At 35.6% G+C, this 15381-nt stretch carries 10 protein-coding genes; 6 read left to right on the forward strand and 4 right to left on the reverse strand.

What is annotated here, in order from left to right; genetic code table 11:
• Positions 1–15 precede the first annotated feature (15 nt).
• Entirely contained in the window at positions 16–1017 is a 1002-nt protein-coding gene (locus ACXAGJ_RS18015; protein WP_474841652.1) for a hypothetical protein, read from the reverse strand.
• Entirely contained in the window at positions 1017–1589 is a 573-nt protein-coding gene (locus ACXAGJ_RS18020) for a Pvc16 family protein (protein WP_474841654.1), read from the reverse strand. Before ACXAGJ_RS18020 ends, ACXAGJ_RS18015 begins: the two co-directional genes overlap by 1 nt.
• A 514-nt stretch (positions 1590–2103) precedes the next feature.
• Between ACXAGJ_RS18020 and ACXAGJ_RS18025 the strand changes: the two genes are divergently transcribed.
• The 3 genes from ACXAGJ_RS18025 (at position 2104) to ACXAGJ_RS18035 (ending at position 6728) form a co-directional block, all read left to right on the forward strand.
• The gene (locus ACXAGJ_RS18025) at positions 2104–2763 is read left to right on the forward strand and encodes a hypothetical protein (RefSeq protein WP_474841656.1); all 660 of its coding nucleotides are present in this window, start codon (positions 2104–2106) and stop codon (positions 2761–2763) included.
• A gap of 151 nt (positions 2764–2914) precedes the next feature.
• Positions 2915–5974, forward strand: a complete 3060-nt coding sequence (locus ACXAGJ_RS18030) for a ligand-binding sensor domain-containing protein (RefSeq protein ID WP_474841657.1) — start codon at positions 2915–2917, stop codon at positions 5972–5974.
• 4 nt (positions 5975–5978) lie between these two features.
• A complete protein-coding gene (locus tag ACXAGJ_RS18035) occupies positions 5979–6728 on the forward strand; it encodes a LytR/AlgR family response regulator transcription factor (protein ID WP_084549604.1) in 750 nt (249 codons plus the stop codon).
• A 385-nt stretch (positions 6729–7113) separates the two neighbouring features.
• Here the strand turns inward: ACXAGJ_RS18035 and ACXAGJ_RS18040 are convergent, their stop codons facing one another.
• Positions 7114–8826: a helix-turn-helix domain-containing protein gene (locus ACXAGJ_RS18040; RefSeq protein WP_474841659.1), complete on the reverse strand. Its 1713-nt coding sequence runs from the start codon at positions 8824–8826 to the stop codon at positions 7114–7116.
• Positions 8827–9150: 324 nt separating this feature from the next.
• Between ACXAGJ_RS18040 and ACXAGJ_RS18045 the strand changes: the two genes are divergently transcribed.
• Positions 9151–9750, forward strand: coding sequence for a helix-turn-helix domain-containing protein (locus ACXAGJ_RS18045; RefSeq protein WP_474841661.1), 600 nt, complete (start codon positions 9151–9153; stop codon positions 9748–9750).
• Between the two features lie 22 nt (positions 9751–9772).
• Here the strand turns inward: ACXAGJ_RS18045 and ACXAGJ_RS18050 are convergent, their stop codons facing one another.
• The gene (locus tag ACXAGJ_RS18050; RefSeq protein WP_474841663.1) at positions 9773–11995 is read right to left on the reverse strand and encodes a DUF5916 domain-containing protein; all 2223 of its coding nucleotides are present in this window, start codon (positions 11993–11995) and stop codon (positions 9773–9775) included.
• Between the two features lie 225 nt (positions 11996–12220).
• Here ACXAGJ_RS18050 and ACXAGJ_RS18055 point away from each other — a divergent pair, with 225 nt between their 5' ends.
• Together ACXAGJ_RS18055 and ACXAGJ_RS18060 are read left to right on the forward strand one after the other, a co-directional pair.
• The gene (locus ACXAGJ_RS18055; RefSeq protein WP_474841665.1) at positions 12221–14140 is read left to right on the forward strand and encodes a hypothetical protein; all 1920 of its coding nucleotides are present in this window, start codon (positions 12221–12223) and stop codon (positions 14138–14140) included.
• Positions 14141–14151: 11 nt separating this feature from the next.
• The gene (locus ACXAGJ_RS18060; RefSeq protein WP_474841667.1) at positions 14152–15330 is read left to right on the forward strand and encodes a hypothetical protein; all 1179 of its coding nucleotides are present in this window, start codon (positions 14152–14154) and stop codon (positions 15328–15330) included.
• Positions 15331–15381: the final 51 nt, after the last annotated feature.

Below are 15381 nucleotides of genomic sequence, written 5' to 3' on the forward strand. Positions count from 1 at the left end.
ATTTGTATTAAATTTTTAAATAAATATTTCTGAATAAAAGTCATCGTTTTCTTCGCTTACCCCGCTTTTGCCAGGATTGAGCAAAAAGACATTTCTTAATCTAGGTTGTAATTGATTGGGTCTAAGTTTTATAAACCCATTTTGTGTAAGTGGATGCTCATTTTTTGTAACAAAAATTTCTTCAGTACTTACTCTATTATATCTCCAAAAGGTCTTTCTGTTTTCGAATCGCAGTATTGGTGATATCGAAGTCTCTGGTAAACATTTACGGACTTCGTTTGCGCTATTAGGTATTTCTACCGTTGTATCTTCCAAAAGGTCAACATTGGCATCTCCCTGAACCGCTAACCGAATGTAACCCAACAGTCCGTTTCTTTTTTGTGTTTCTATATACGTATTTAAAATTGCAGCATTTTCGGGAACTTCGATATCCGTATCATCGATGGCAAGAATAGTTTCTAATCCCAAATCGTCTACGGGAGCTATCTCTTTGGTAAGTATCTCATGTATAATTTCTCTACTACCCTCCGGTTGTAATAAAAAATCTGTATGTACTTCCTGATCAATAAAAAAATTAGGAAATGCATTGGATTCGCTATCAGGCCGCTTATTAGAGAAGAAATACAATCGGTTTTCTGAAGTCTCGGCACTATTGGTATAATTATTAAAGTAGGTATCAGAAAATCGAAGCTCAAACGTAAAATCTAAATCATCGCCCATCTCAATCTTGGGGCAAAATGCAGTGGTACTCTCACCTGCCTTGTTGTATTCTTCTACATTTACATAAAGTAGTAATTCTGAACCTGTATTGCGTAAAACCACTTTATGATTTTGCAATAATCTTTGCGTTATAGGTGTTGGGGTAATCTTTAAAAAAGTCAAAAAATCATAACTTGCTAATTGTGATTTCTTTTCTTCATTAGACAAGTCCACAAATTTATCTGCACCGTCATCCAAATAGAAATCATGATGAATTGTAATCCTAGCCAAAGGTTTGTATGCTATTTGGAAACTCATTAATTCTTATTTAAAGTTGCATTAATGTTGGTGATTACGGCTCCTTGTGATTGAAGCACATCTCTTTCTATTTCTAAAAGTCTTACCTTATATAGCACAGATGGATATTGTTTCCCTCCTAAAACACCCCAGATATAACTCAACTGTTCAAAAGAAGGTGTATATAATTCCGTAATAAACTTAAAATCTCCTAAGTCCTGCATATCCGCATCATCTCTATTAAAGTTGGTATTTAGATGCGTGAAAACATTTTTACCTTGAAAAAACTCCATAATACTGGATACATTCTTTAATGATTCGGTATACAAATCGCTATTCGCACTGAATAGGATATACAGATTAACGTTTACTTTTGGGTTCTTATAAGAAACTGTAGAGCCCTCAATTTTATAATTAGGAACATTTTTCAAGGTGGGTTCTTCATCTATGTTAATTAGAGTTAATGCAATATCCGCATCCTCCTCACCATCTCCAGAAGAAATGGTTGCTATGTTAGCTAACTCCACAGGATCTTCATCTGTAAAATAGCCATTCAACTCTTCTTTAATTATTTGCAATACCTGAAAAATCATTTTATATCAGTTAAGATTTGAGCATAGCACTATACGCTATACCTGAACTATAATAGCTGCTTCTCATAAGTGCATACCACACCTACGTTAAAAATAATCTCTGACATATAGACTCATCTAAGAACTAAATGAATCTTCATCTTCTCTAAAATCGATAGGAAGTTGATTTATCTTAATAGGGAAAAAATAAATCAAATAAACTATATGCAAAAAGCACATAACTTTTAAGGGGTAACTTGTGTGAAGATACAAAAAAAAGCGTATTAAAAATGTTATCTAAAAATTAATTTTAAGTTTTGTGGTTTTAACGTAAACATAGTAACAATAAGCCATAACAAGGGTTTTTCAATTTTTATCACAACCTAAAATCACATTTACTTTGAAAGAAAAAGTAAGCCCCATTATTTGTCTGTTTGCATCAAACAAGCCAAATATTTCTTTAGTTCTCGACCCTTCAAAAACTGATAATACGATACAGTAGAAACAATAAATCTAAACGAATTCTAATTCGATCATGACGAATACTAAAAGTACCTCAAAAGAGATGATTGAAGGTGCTACTTTTACATTAAATAGCCAACCTCAAAATAAAGCTGTTATGAAAAAGGTAGCCATAATAATTATCCTGTTTCAAAGTTTTCAATTCCTTCAAGCACAAAAGGGATTTGAGAAATCTGAAAAGTATTTGGTAACAACCGAAATTACTGATCAAGGACAGGAATATCCTACATACGTCGTTAATTTGGTGCGTTCTGATAATAGCTCCGAAAAAATATCTGCGCTAACGATTAACGACACAGAGCTTTTTGAGGATATTTTTATTACCACTTTAGAGAACCCCGGCCTAAAAGGGGTCTCTGAAGTGATAAAAATGGAAGTAGAATATCTAGCTTGCTGTGCGCATGTGGAATCCTTTTACTATATGGTACAGGAAAATGGAGAAGTAACAGCGTTGCCTGAGCTTAAAAATATATACTGTGAAGAATCTGATACTGATTTTCAATATATATTCCCGAATCAAGAATATGGAATTGATGGTAACATATTAAGTACTCAAACTTTTTATAAAAGTACATCCGATACTAAGTATGTAAGTTTAAAACAGAGTTTTACCTGGAATCAAAATGAAGGAATTACAGGAATCTCAAAAACGACAGCCATTACAGGATATTAGTAACCTTTACACAACTCAATCTGATAAACAAAAAGGGGGAAACTTTTGTTTATTATACCGACAGATCATATGATCTGTCGGTTTTGTTTTTAATGATGCCAATGCCAAACTCAGTTTTAATTATATTTGTTACCAACCAGATCTATCTTTTATGACTCTTCTAAGACATATAAGTTTCTTTTCTTTAGTTCTAATTGCTTTTACTAAAAGCACTTTTGCTCAAAATAACCAATTACGAGCCTATACCCTTGAAGATGGATTACCACAATCACAGGTTTATGATATCATTCAGGACGAGATGGGATATCTCTGGTTAGGAACCCAAGGAGGAGGATTATGCCGCTTTAATGGAGAAGAGTTCGAAATCTGGAACGAGACCGATGGTTTACAATCCAACTATATTCATGCCCTCCACTTTGCAAGTGATAGCCTTTTCATAGGAACCAAAGGAGGTCTATCCATAAAAACCAAAAATAAATTTACCAACCTAGAAGGCCCTAGAATCAACAAAATATACAGAATTAACGACAAAACTTATCTTGCTACAAATATTGGCATCTATCGATATGACAGAAAACTGGGGTTAAAAAAGATCAACCTCAACGCCAAAATCAATACCAGTATCATTAGTGATATTGCCTTTGATGGTAAACTCTATTGGATAGCAACCAATAAAGGACTGTGGAAACTAAATAAAATTCAAAACAAAGCTACCATCATGGAGCGCCACAGTGCCCATGATTTTACAGCTGCCATCTATCATAAAAACAAAATATTTGCAGCAGCAGTCGATCAAGGGATTTTGATTCTTAATACTAATTCCAAATCTTATGGTAACTACTGGGTATCCAAACCACTACGGGTTACCAATGCTTCGGTTCATAATGATAGCGAACTATGGTTTGCTACCGACAACGAAGGGATCAGAATTATCGACGCCAATACCCATAAACAAAAAAGAACGATCAATAGACGTAATGGTTTATCGATATCTCATATTCGAAAAAGTATAGTTGATCGTCAATCTAATATATGGATCGCTACTTCTGGTGGTGGGTTTTATAAATATTTTCAAAATAATTTTGTACACTATGATCAGGATACCGGATTAAAAGGAAACCGGGTTTATGCAGTACATCAAACCAAAGACGGTATATGGGCATCAAACTCTGAAGTAGGTTTGGTAAAAATTGATTCCTTGGGCATACACCATATACCACAGGATGATCGTCTCTCTGAAGTAAAAATAAAAACGATAACAGAAGATCTTAACGGAAACATCTGGGCAGGAACAGATGGTAAAGGAATACTATTTAAGAAAACAAAACTGGTAGATAGTATCGTCATTGATTCCAGCAAAATTCAGGATTCTCAGGAAGAATATATTGTGCAAACAGATACGATCAAGAAGGTGGTTTACGAAAACCATATTATCGATAAAGACAATGGTATCCCCTCAGAATGGATAAGAACCTTGCACATCGATAAGAACAAAATATGGGCTGCTTCCTATTCTTCTGGAATTTTCAGATTTAAATATGATTCGATAAGAAACCGAATTACACAACTCAAAAAATTTGAAAGGCGTAACGGAATCAAAGACCTACAAATCCGATACATGAAACAGGATTCGTTGGGTAAAATTTGGTATGCCACCCAAAATGGTCATCTTGGTTATATTTACAAAGATCGTGTTACGCATCTGGGAAACGTACTGAATCAAAAAACTGCAATAAGCACCTTGCTTTTTCATAAGAACAAACTATTTATTGGTACTGCAGGTAGAGGGATTTGGTGGTCTGAATTAGAGGACAAACCCTTCTCTGTTAAAAAATTGAAAGGGCGAAAAAGACCATATTCGGATAACATCTATCAAATGATATTCGACGATCAAGACAACTTATGGGTAGGAAGTGAAAGAGGAGTAGATAAAATAGAACTCAATCAATCCAACGACATTGTTGATATTTTTCATTTTGGTAGAAATGATGGTTTTTTAGGTATCGAGACTCATCTCAATGCTGTGACGAAAGATAAAGATGGAAATTTATGGTTTGGCGCCATTTATGGACTTACCAAATACGAGCCCACAGAAACGACCAAAATTACCGTAAAACCTAGGTTGTTTTTTGAAGATGTTGAAGTTGCCTATCAAAGTATTGATTCAATTAACCTAAATTCCTGGACCAACAGCACTAAGGTATTAAAACTTAAACCGCATCAAACTGAATTATCCTTTAGCTACAAAACGATCGATTTGGATCATCCCAATGATATAGAATATCGATTTCGATTGAATAATTCAGAATGGAGCCCCTGGTCTTCTGAAAGCAAACAAAATCTAGCAGGATTGGCATATGGAGCTCATTCTTTTACCGCGCAATCCCGTAATTATAGATGGGAAGAAAGTGATAATGCTAGCTTCAATTTTTTTATTGATAGTCCTATTTATGAAAAAACTTGGTTTCAGTTATCCGTTTTGGCAGGAATTCTATTGGTTCTAGGAGGATATGCACTAACATATATCAGACGCGTAAAACGAAAAAACAAGATAGAAAGAGAGCGCTTACAAATGCAGAATCATCTGCTTTCTTTAGAACAGAAGGCCTTACGTCTGCAAATGAACCCTCATTTTATTTTTAATGCCCTGAATGGTATAAAAGCTATGGGAACCAGCAATCCTCAGCGTATGAATACTACCATCAATACCTTTGCAACTTTACTAAGAGAAACTCTTGATAATTCCAGAAAAGACTATATTACTCTGGATCAAGAAATACAAACCTTAAAACACTATATAGAAATAGAGCAATTAATGGCTAATAAACCATTTACCTACGCTATTGATATAGATTCGGACCTTGATCCTGAAGAAATTCTAATTCCTCCTATGCTCATTCAACCTTTTGTCGAAAATGCAGTTAGACATGGGATTTTAAAAGGAATACGAGATGGAGAACTGAAGATACAGTTTCATACTACCGAAGAATTCTTACATTGCACTGTAATTGATAATGGACAAGGAATTTTTCAATCTCAAAAGATTAAAACAAATACCGACCATCAATCTATGGCCTTGACGGTAACCAGAGAGCGATTGGAATTCATTTCAGGAAAAGATTCCTTGAATATTGAAGAAATAATGACCAACGGAAATACAGTAGCAGGAACACAAATTGCGTTCAAAATACCATTACAAACTGACTATTAAGACTATGCTAACAGCGATTATTGTAGACGATATGCCCGATGCCTTACAGCTTTTAAAAAGTGACATAGAGGCCAATCATCCAGAAATTAAAATCATCGATACTGCTCAAAGTGTTGTAGGAGCTGCAAAATCTCTTCGCAATAAAGAACCTGATATCCTTTTTTTGGATATCATGCTAGGAGACGGAACCGGTTTTGACGTTTTGGAAATTTTTCCGGAACTGCAATCCAAAATCATTTTTGTGACCGCAAGTGATGAATACGCCATCCGGGCTTTTAAATTTGCTGCTATCGATTATGTATTAAAACCTTATTCAAATGAGGAACTTGCACAAGCCATCGCCAAAGCCAAAAAACAAATCCAACCCAACAAAGAGCGATTGAATATTTTGAAAGATACTTTGTCGGCACCAGAACAAAAACCCGATAAAATATCGCTTCATACACTCGACAAGATCATCATTGTAAATCTCGATGACATCATACGATGCGAATCGGATAGTAATAACACCATATTTTATTTACAGGATGGGCAAAAAATATTTGTGACCAAAACTCTTAAGTATTTTGCAGATATGCTTAAAAACTATCAGTTTTTGAGAGTACACCAGAGTCATTTGGTGAATCTACAATGTATTAGTGCCTTTATCAAAACTGATGGAGGCTATTTGATGTTGAAAAATGGCGAAAACATCCCTGTTTCTGTTCGAAAAAAGAATGAGGTAATGGAAATTTTGGATCGACTTCATCGATAGCAAACAATAGCTATCCTCCATAGATCTATTCAAATATATCTTCGCAATTTTGTGATTCACAATTATTGCCGCGTACTGATTCTCTAGGGTTTGTGGTTAAACATGAAATATGGATCGATTCTACGGAGAAGGAATCGCTACCACCTTTAATGCTGCCCATATTAGAAATTTTGGCGACCTTAAGTTTTTTGAATTGTAACCGCTTATTTTTTGCTTTCATGAGTTTGTAATTGATTGTATCTTTCTAAAACTACTAATAATAAAATTTATAGCCAGCCATATCTGTAAACTACCTCTACGTTTTCCGGAAAAACACTTTTCAAAAATATGATTTTCAGCGTTTTACGCAAATTAAATCAATAATTAAAAATAAGAACAATTATAACTATTCTTCCTGTTTTTGAAGCTGCTTAATGAAGTAAGAAGGATGAATTCCATTTTTCTTGTAGAAAGATTTTGAAAATGCCTGGCTGGTATTAAATCCTATTTCCTTGGCGATAGCAGCCATGGTATATTGTTTAAATTTTTTGTCTTCTTTTAGTTTTGTTACCGAATAATCGATTCTTAAATCATTAATATAGGTGCTAAAACTCTTGTTTTTATATTTATTGACTACTTTGGAAAGATACTTGTAATTGGTATTGAAACGTTTGGATAACGAATTTGTAGTAATATCTGATTCCAAAAAACCGTAACTTTCTTCAAATTGGGAAAGTTGATCCAAAATATCTGCTACGATTTCTTCGGCTATTCCAATGTCAGTATCCTCAGTATTTGACATTAACCTACTTTCCTTGTATTTATCACTTGAGATGGAAGTGGTCGCATTATATAATTCATTGAATTTTTTCTTGTAGGTTTTTCGTTTTATATAATTCTGAATCCAAAAAGCGAGAAAAAGAACACTAATAAAAATAAGACCAATAGTAATATAAGAGAACGATTTCTTCTCATTCTCTAGAGCATCTATAATTTCCTGTTTTTCGGATAGTAGTCTTGGGGTGTCGTATTTCTGAACTACGTTTTTGATCAAATATTTATAGTCACTATTCAAACTACTGTCGATAGCCAAACGTCTTTCTATATATTTCAAATGCAGATCCTTATCCCCAGTTTTTTTATAATGCTCAATAAGTACATCATAACTATTTCGAATCTCTGGGATCGCCATATGATTCTTGCTGTATATTTCATCTACTTTTTTATGAGCTTCCAGGGCCGTTAATGACTCTCCCAAAGCGGATAAAGTCTTACCCAAGTAAAAATACCCCATACTCAAATTTGCCGTACTTACTGGATCATCTGTATCCGAAATCAAATCAATTGACTTTGCTAAGCTATCTTTTGCAGCCTGGTAATTCTCTTTATAAAACTGATTAATCCCTTCATTAAGGATAAAGTGAGATTTCCATTCATAAGTATCTTCTAAAATTGCAGAATAGGCATATCCTGTTTTATTATATATAGAAGCGGAATCCAATTTTCTGTGATGGATATATGCATCAGATAACGCAAATACTGTTGTAAAATAGTCCTGGGGTTTTTTCTCTTTGAATTCTGTAAAATAAGCAAAACATTTTCTTAACGTAGGAAGACTGGTCTCGTGCTCTCCTACATGGGCCTTGATCAAAACCATATCCACAAGTGCCTGATGGTAGTAGAATTCTTTATTGTGCTTTTTGGCCTCTTCGGTCACTTTCAGGTAATAATCAAATGCTTTTTTGAAATTAAAGGTATTATAGTAAATAGTCGCTTTATCTTGATAGGCGAGTAATGGATAACGAGCATTGTTCAGAGGTTTACTTAAGGCAATAACACTATCGTTGTATTGCTGTGCGAGATCGTAATCACTAATTTTGGAATACAAATAGAAGCCATCAGCAAGCACAAGACTATCGTTATTTTGTCTTGCTTTTTTGATATATTCCTTAAGGATTTCCTTGGCTAATTGTACAGAATCACTTCTGTGTTTGTAGTACGCTCTTCTTAATACTTTATAATCTTCCTTTTTTTCGTTATCCACCTGATAAGCATGTGAAGATAAGGAAACAGTACACATCAAAAGGATTAGACCATACAAGCGTACGTTGTAATTCATGAGGATAGGATTTCGAATATCATCTAAAGGGGTAATCATAGTATTATCTAAAACTCTAAACGAATATTTATCATAAATATTTGGACGTTATAATCCTTACTGCAAAAACAAACCCAATCTCCTGGATAGAATTACAACTTCATAAATATACTTATTTATATTTAAGCAGCAACCAAGCACAAAAACCTTACAACCAACTATTTACAAAACAAATTTAACAATACGGATTCATGGAATTAGTGGTGTTTTTTCCGGAATCCGTAGAGCTATCACTTGGTATTGAGCTTGTTGTCCATCTATATTTGAGTGTCAAGTGAACAAATTATGAATACAACTAAAAACACAAATACTTCAGTACTAAAAGCGGCGGCTACATCTCCTATGAAAGTGGTACATCGTAGTGTTTCTTTTGGTAAAAAAAGAAATTCTAAGCAAAATCCAATTGGAGGCAAAGAATCAAATATTAAGGTGTTTGCAAAAAACAACACATCTGAAATATCGAATATCGAATTAATCCCTCAGCTAAAAAAAACAAAAAGACAGTCACTTTCTTTGGTTCTTCCGGATATTATGGTGCGTACAAGAGATGAAATACTTCTTCATAATATAACGAATTATATCATCGATAACATGGCCTGTCCAGATCTAAATGTGACGAAGATTATGGGAGTAGCTCATATGAGTAGGACCCAATTACATCGCAAACTCAAGAGTTTATCCGGGCTTTCTACAACAGCTTTTATAAGATGTATCCGCCTAGAAAAAGCTGCTTATTTACTACAACAAAATGTGGATAATGTAACTCAAATTGCATATCGAACTGGGTTTTCCGATCATTCTTACTTTACCAAATGCTTTAAACGTAAGTATGGTGTTTCTCCTTCGGACTATATTCGAAACCACAGGGTATCTTACCTCCTTTAGCCTCTTTTGTTAGTAGTAAAACCTACAGGTTAAGCCAATAAGTAACTTTCAACACTATAGATCGGGTACGAACATCAAACGCAAACCGGTCTAAAGGATCCACCTCTCCAGTAAGGAAATTATCAGTATATACCAAAATCAAATCTGATACAGGAGCAAAACGCCATTGAATACGAGCATTGATATTGGTGTTATCGCTTTGAGAGTTGTATTGTACAAATAGTGAAGTGAATACGCTTTTTGAAAACGTATAATCCACACGAGGGCTAATCAGAAAAGTTTCTCTGCCCCCATCCAAATGAGGTAAATCAAAGTAGTTTACCGCATAATTCAAGGAGAATGAACCTCGGGGTTGATACCTGATCGTAAAGCTACCTCTTGTTCCGTAACGCCAACCATTAAAATACTCTCCGATATAAGGGCTTAAGCTCCAACTAAACGCTTTTCTGCGGTCACTTCTAAAATTACCTGTAAAACTAACATAAGAAAAATCCTGATCTGCATCCAATTCTAAAGAATCAGTACCCGTGGGATCAAATGGATCAAACAAATACACATAATTATGATTAAGATTGAACTGGAAAGTAGCACGCTCTGCTAGTTCTCCTCCCCACCCTACAGAAAAGAAATGATCTGTTTTTCCAAACCCAGGTCTCCAAAATACATCCGCCTCAGCCCTATAGGTATGGTTATTCATGAATTCATTTTGAGGATAGTATCGGAGTTCTGTAACCGGATTGATCCTAAAATAATTGGTTCTTGGCACAAAACCTACTTCGGCATTATAGTCTTCATCCACATACTCATGACTCCATAAGACTCCAAACTTTCTGGTGTTGTAGTTTAAAGTACTTCCTTGAGCAATCGCTACATCGGTATCTGGCGTAAAGGTACCATGCACAAAAGTTTTTCCTGACCAGGTATTATCCCTGGTAGCATAATTAAAATCTATTCCTGCCATCCTGTTATAACGATTAATGTCTAGGGTATCTAATCCATCGATATCAGCTACTTGTCGGTTTACCGCAATAAATCCAATATTTGATCTCGTCCATAACTTACGTTGTGCAACGGCTACTCCATAATTAACACTCGGGATCCCTTGTTCTTCGCTAGAAGCTGTTTGCATATTCAAGAATCCAATTCGGGTATTAGGATCGAGCTTTCCACTTAGTCGCAATCCGCCGTATATTCTGTTTTGAACGAGTTCTTCAGTACGTACATCCTCTCCAACACCAATTCTTCTCGAGAAAAAAGGATTAATATTTGCGAACCCAAACTGTCCAAAAAGATCTGCATTTTCCAGAAAGAACTGTCTGCGTTCTGGGAAAAAGATTTCAAAACGATCCAGGTTGGTAATTTGCTCATCTACTTCTACCTGAGAAAAATCAGGATTCACCGTCAAATCCAGATTAAGTCCTGGCGAAAGTGCTATTTTAGCATCTCCTCCGGCTTCAAAAAAAGTATCAGAGGGTGTATCATCTTCGAAATCCTTATTTACCCCAGAAGACACGAAGGGAATTAACGAAACCGCACTACTTTTTGTTGTCAGTTCTTCTTCCCAAATCATTTCGGCGGGATACGCCAAAGTAAAAACAATCTGATTTCTTGGCACTCTGGAATGTGTACTAATTTCATTGGATTGGGAATCGAAACGATAGCAAGAGAATCCCCATTTCTTGGATGGCGTGGGATATCTGAGGGTGCTAAATGGGATTTCTAATTCGGCGGTGTAATATCCATCGTATTTTTGGGCTTCTCCTTTCCATTTGTTATCCCATGATGTAGAAAAATCTCGTAAAACATTCCCTCCATTACTAATGATTCCTTCTCTGCGAACTCCCTCAGGGTTAATTCCAAAATAAAGTGCATTGGTACCATCATCAAAAGTATCAAAAAGCAGTGTGATATTATCCGCACCTCCGGCTCTGTAATCCCTACGAAGAGAATTAACTATCCAATCATTACCCGCTGCATAACATTTTATACCAATGTAAAGATTCTTTTGATCGGTGCACATATAGATTTCGGTCTGTGCTTTTGCAGGAATAGAATCTGATGGAAAGTATTGCACAAAATCTTTTGCTGGAGTTAGTTTACTCCACACTCCCTCATCCAAAACACCATCGATCTGGATATCTTCATTGGTAGTACCTACTGTGAATGATTTCTTCTGAAAAATATCGGTTTGTGACCAGCTTATTGATACCGAAAACAGTAAAAGTAGAACAATTAACAATCTCATTTCAGAATCTTCGAATGGCTATTAGTTAGGTAATATCTTGTTAGAATTCCCTAAAAATAGAACACCAAAATTTAGTTTCTGTTAAAATTATGACAAACTAGAATCTCAACAGTCCCTCACCCATTTTCATTCATGATGTGTTAACCTTTACTCATAATTCTCATAAAGCTTTAGACATACCCAGTAGTAGGGTATTACTTCAACATAAATTAAAATTACATACCAATGAAAACAAAAATTAAGATGGTGATCTTAAAAAGAAACATGGTAATGGCATTCGTTTTAGGAATAGTCATGACCAGTAATTTATGGTCACAGCAAATCCTTTTGGATAAACCGGTAAAGGCAGGGGAACTTACATTATTCCCAGATTTGAACGATCAAAATGTATACTATTATTTATCAGACAAACCCAGAATAGGGCTAGATGATAAAGGCAGGCCACAATTCTCTTTTCTACGATTTGTTGAGAACGTGGCCTCGGGAAGTGACGAAGAGGCGAGAAAAGAAGGAGAAGGAGGTGGAATTGTGCACGCCGTAATTCAATTAGGAGTAACCGAAGATCAATTACGAGAAGCAAGGACCGCCCTGCGTAGGATCAATAACCGGGGAAAAATTGAAGGCCCTATTGTGTACAAAGGCGGTACTATAGCCTTAATCTCTTCATTTACAGACACCGAAGGAGATTTGACCAAACAGGTGATCGGTTTGGGAAAAGCTCCTATTCTAGATGGGCAAAAAGCCGCTGTATCTATGGAATTGACCAAAAAGGGCGCTAAAATTTTATGGCAATCTTTCAAGACCCCTACTCCCGATATGAGTATTTCATTCGAAATGGAACTTTCCGGTTTTCGATCTCCCATACGGGCGTTGCTAGAGGCTAACTTTGATCAAATTTATGAACACAAAAACTTTGAAGCTGCTGTAGCATCACCGATTCTAGCCGCCGAAATCAAAGCCTCTTTTGAAGATTTAACAAAAAATGGAGCGATCAAATTAACGCAGGTTGGAGAAGATGAAAACATGGATAAACTCATCGAGATGGCGTATAGTAAACTTACGCGTATGATGTTTGAGCCTGTAGAAGGTACAGGAACACCGAATTTGGGACAACTTTCTTCTACACTAGGTACAGGGGGTCAGACCAGTATGTTAGATCGGGCAACAAATATGCTGAATACCGCCAATAGACAATCTAATATCCAAAGTTACAATGTGCCTGAAGAGCAATTGAATCGAGATATTACAGAGGAAGAAGCAGCAGAAATACAGAGAAACCATAGAGAAGGAGAAACGGAAAGTAGTAACTCTCCTCAACAGGGGAGGAATCAAAACTCAGGAAGTAATGGTACTCCTTCTCTTGCTATAGCTGCAAGTTTTGAGATGAAAAGAGTACGCCAACGAGGGACATTTACATTAGACTTCAATAAGTATTTAGCAGATAATCTTGTAGTTCGATTTGATGAAAACTTTGGTCAGATCAACTGCGATGCTTGCTTTAGAGAAATCAATTTAGATGATCCTTTGTATAAACAACGTGAAATCGTTGCTTTTTTGGATGGACTCAATTTCGAAGATTTCGGTAAATATATCAACTATGTAAATGTGATCATGAAGAAAAAGCACGAAGAAGGAGAAATCACCATAGACGAAGTACGGATTGACAGAAATAATTTTAATACATCTGGTAATAATTTTAAAATGCTTTACGGATGGAAAGGCGATAACAATCGAAAGAACTGGGAAAAATATCAATTTAAGACCGAATGGAATTTCTTTGGTGGAGTAAAGGTCGAAAAAGACTGGGAAGAAACCATTACTAATACCATCCCCATTGCTCCTCCTTTTAGAAGAACAATTATTGACCTGGAAGCCGATCCAGATATTATCAAGGACGCGGGAGTACGATTTATTGAGGTTGTTTTACACTATGAAATCGCTGGCAAAAAACAGTCAAAGCGCTTAAAACTCAATACGAAATCCCAACAATTTTCCGGTCAGCTAGAAATCATACAAGAGCCTGATAATTTAAACTATGACTACGAAATTACCTGGTATATCCCAGGAAAAGATGCGATCTCATCTGGTAAATCAACCAGTAATAGTTCTATTCTTTTTTTAGACAATTTATCTGATAAAATTTAAAAACAAATACAATGAAAAATTCAATCATAACATACATTTTCATTGGGTTATTATGTTTAAACATCCCAATGATTCAAGCACAGGTTACCGACTCTTCGGTAACGGATAGAGAAGAACAACGATATCCTGGAGTCACTCCAGAGGACAGACAGGTTATATCAGAATATGCGCAATTGGTTACCGAAGCCAGAAGAAATATATTAGGGGTATACAGCAATGTAATGACTGACCTTATCGATAATGTATTAACAGGTACCGAAAGCAGTACAAGAGTGAATATGGGGCCTGTAATAGCAAATCAACTGACCCTAGAGTTAACAAGTCGATTAAATCAATTAACACAAGGGCTCCCTTTATTTTCAAGAAGTTACCAATTACTAAGAGCTATGCAACAAGAACGAGATCGTGCAGCGGCCGCTTCTCAACGTTTTGATATCATTTCGCATTTTAGACAAGAAAGAGCTAGAATTCAAGATGCTTTATCTCATACGATAGAAAGCGATGTAAGGGACCAAGTATTACGAGAATTTTCCAGTTTACCCCCGGATTCAGATCGCACCGTTTATTTAAGAAGATTACAGGATTTCAACCATCAACATAGTGGTAATCTATCTCGACTGATCCCTAATCAACATGTAGCTGAATTTAGAACCATAGTGAGATACCTCAATTCGTTTAGAGTCCGCACTAGCAGACAAGGTGTAATTTATATCAATATTCATGTTGGTCCGTTTACCGTCTCTGGAAATGGGGATTATGATGGCTTGGAAGCAACTTTCCCTTGGTATCGCTATCAAAACCCTAAATCTGTTAAGTTTACTATACTTGCTCCCATGGGAGAATTACTACAAGAAGAATTAAATAGATTAAGAAATGCACACCGAGGTTTGTACAACTCTATCTTTGACATACAAGTAGTAAAAGTAGTTCGTTTTGAAGCTCGGGAAGAAGGCAGAGTGGACGCATTACCAGGAAGAACCGAGATCATAAGATATCCAAATGGGGTATTAGGAAGAAATAATCATTTTAGACAAGGGTTTCTTCATCCGAGACAAAATTACACAGAAGCTTTTCGACGTTTTTATCAATTTGTAGAAACCAACGAAGCACAATATCAACAGTTAGGAAATGAATATCAAAACTCGAATTGGACTCCAGTAAGAGATGTTAGATTTGAAAGAAGACTTTAAATCCTGTACTTAACAAATAAAAAAGAGGCTATTTAAGCCTCTTTTTTTGAA

The sequence above is a fragment of the Aquimarina sp. AWH4_224 genome, assembly GCF_056160245.1.

Excerpts from the sequence above, each read along its gene's own strand:
- ACXAGJ_RS18040 (WP_474841659.1), bottom strand. The coding sequence starts at position 8,826 with ATGAATTACAACGTACGCTTGTATGGTCTAATCCTTTTGATGTGTACT.
- ACXAGJ_RS18015 (WP_474841652.1), bottom strand. The coding sequence starts at position 1,017 with ATGAGTTTCCAAATAGCATACAAACCTTTGGCTAGGATTACAATTCAT.
- ACXAGJ_RS18060 (WP_474841667.1), top strand. The coding sequence starts at position 14,152 with ATGAAAAATTCAATCATAACATACATTTTCATTGGGTTATTATGTTTA.
- ACXAGJ_RS18050 (WP_474841663.1), bottom strand. The coding sequence starts at position 11,995 with ATGAGATTGTTAATTGTTCTACTTTTACTGTTTTCGGTATCAATAAGC.
- ACXAGJ_RS18025 (WP_474841656.1), top strand. The coding sequence starts at position 2,104 with ATGACGAATACTAAAAGTACCTCAAAAGAGATGATTGAAGGTGCTACT.
- ACXAGJ_RS18030 (WP_474841657.1), top strand. The coding sequence starts at position 2,915 with ATGACTCTTCTAAGACATATAAGTTTCTTTTCTTTAGTTCTAATTGCT.
- ACXAGJ_RS18055 (WP_474841665.1), top strand. The coding sequence starts at position 12,221 with ATGAAAACAAAAATTAAGATGGTGATCTTAAAAAGAAACATGGTAATG.
- ACXAGJ_RS18045 (WP_474841661.1), top strand. The coding sequence starts at position 9,151 with ATGAATACAACTAAAAACACAAATACTTCAGTACTAAAAGCGGCGGCT.
- ACXAGJ_RS18035 (WP_084549604.1), top strand. The coding sequence starts at position 5,979 with ATGCTAACAGCGATTATTGTAGACGATATGCCCGATGCCTTACAGCTT.
- ACXAGJ_RS18020 (WP_474841654.1), bottom strand. The coding sequence starts at position 1,589 with ATGATTTTTCAGGTATTGCAAATAATTAAAGAAGAGTTGAATGGCTAT.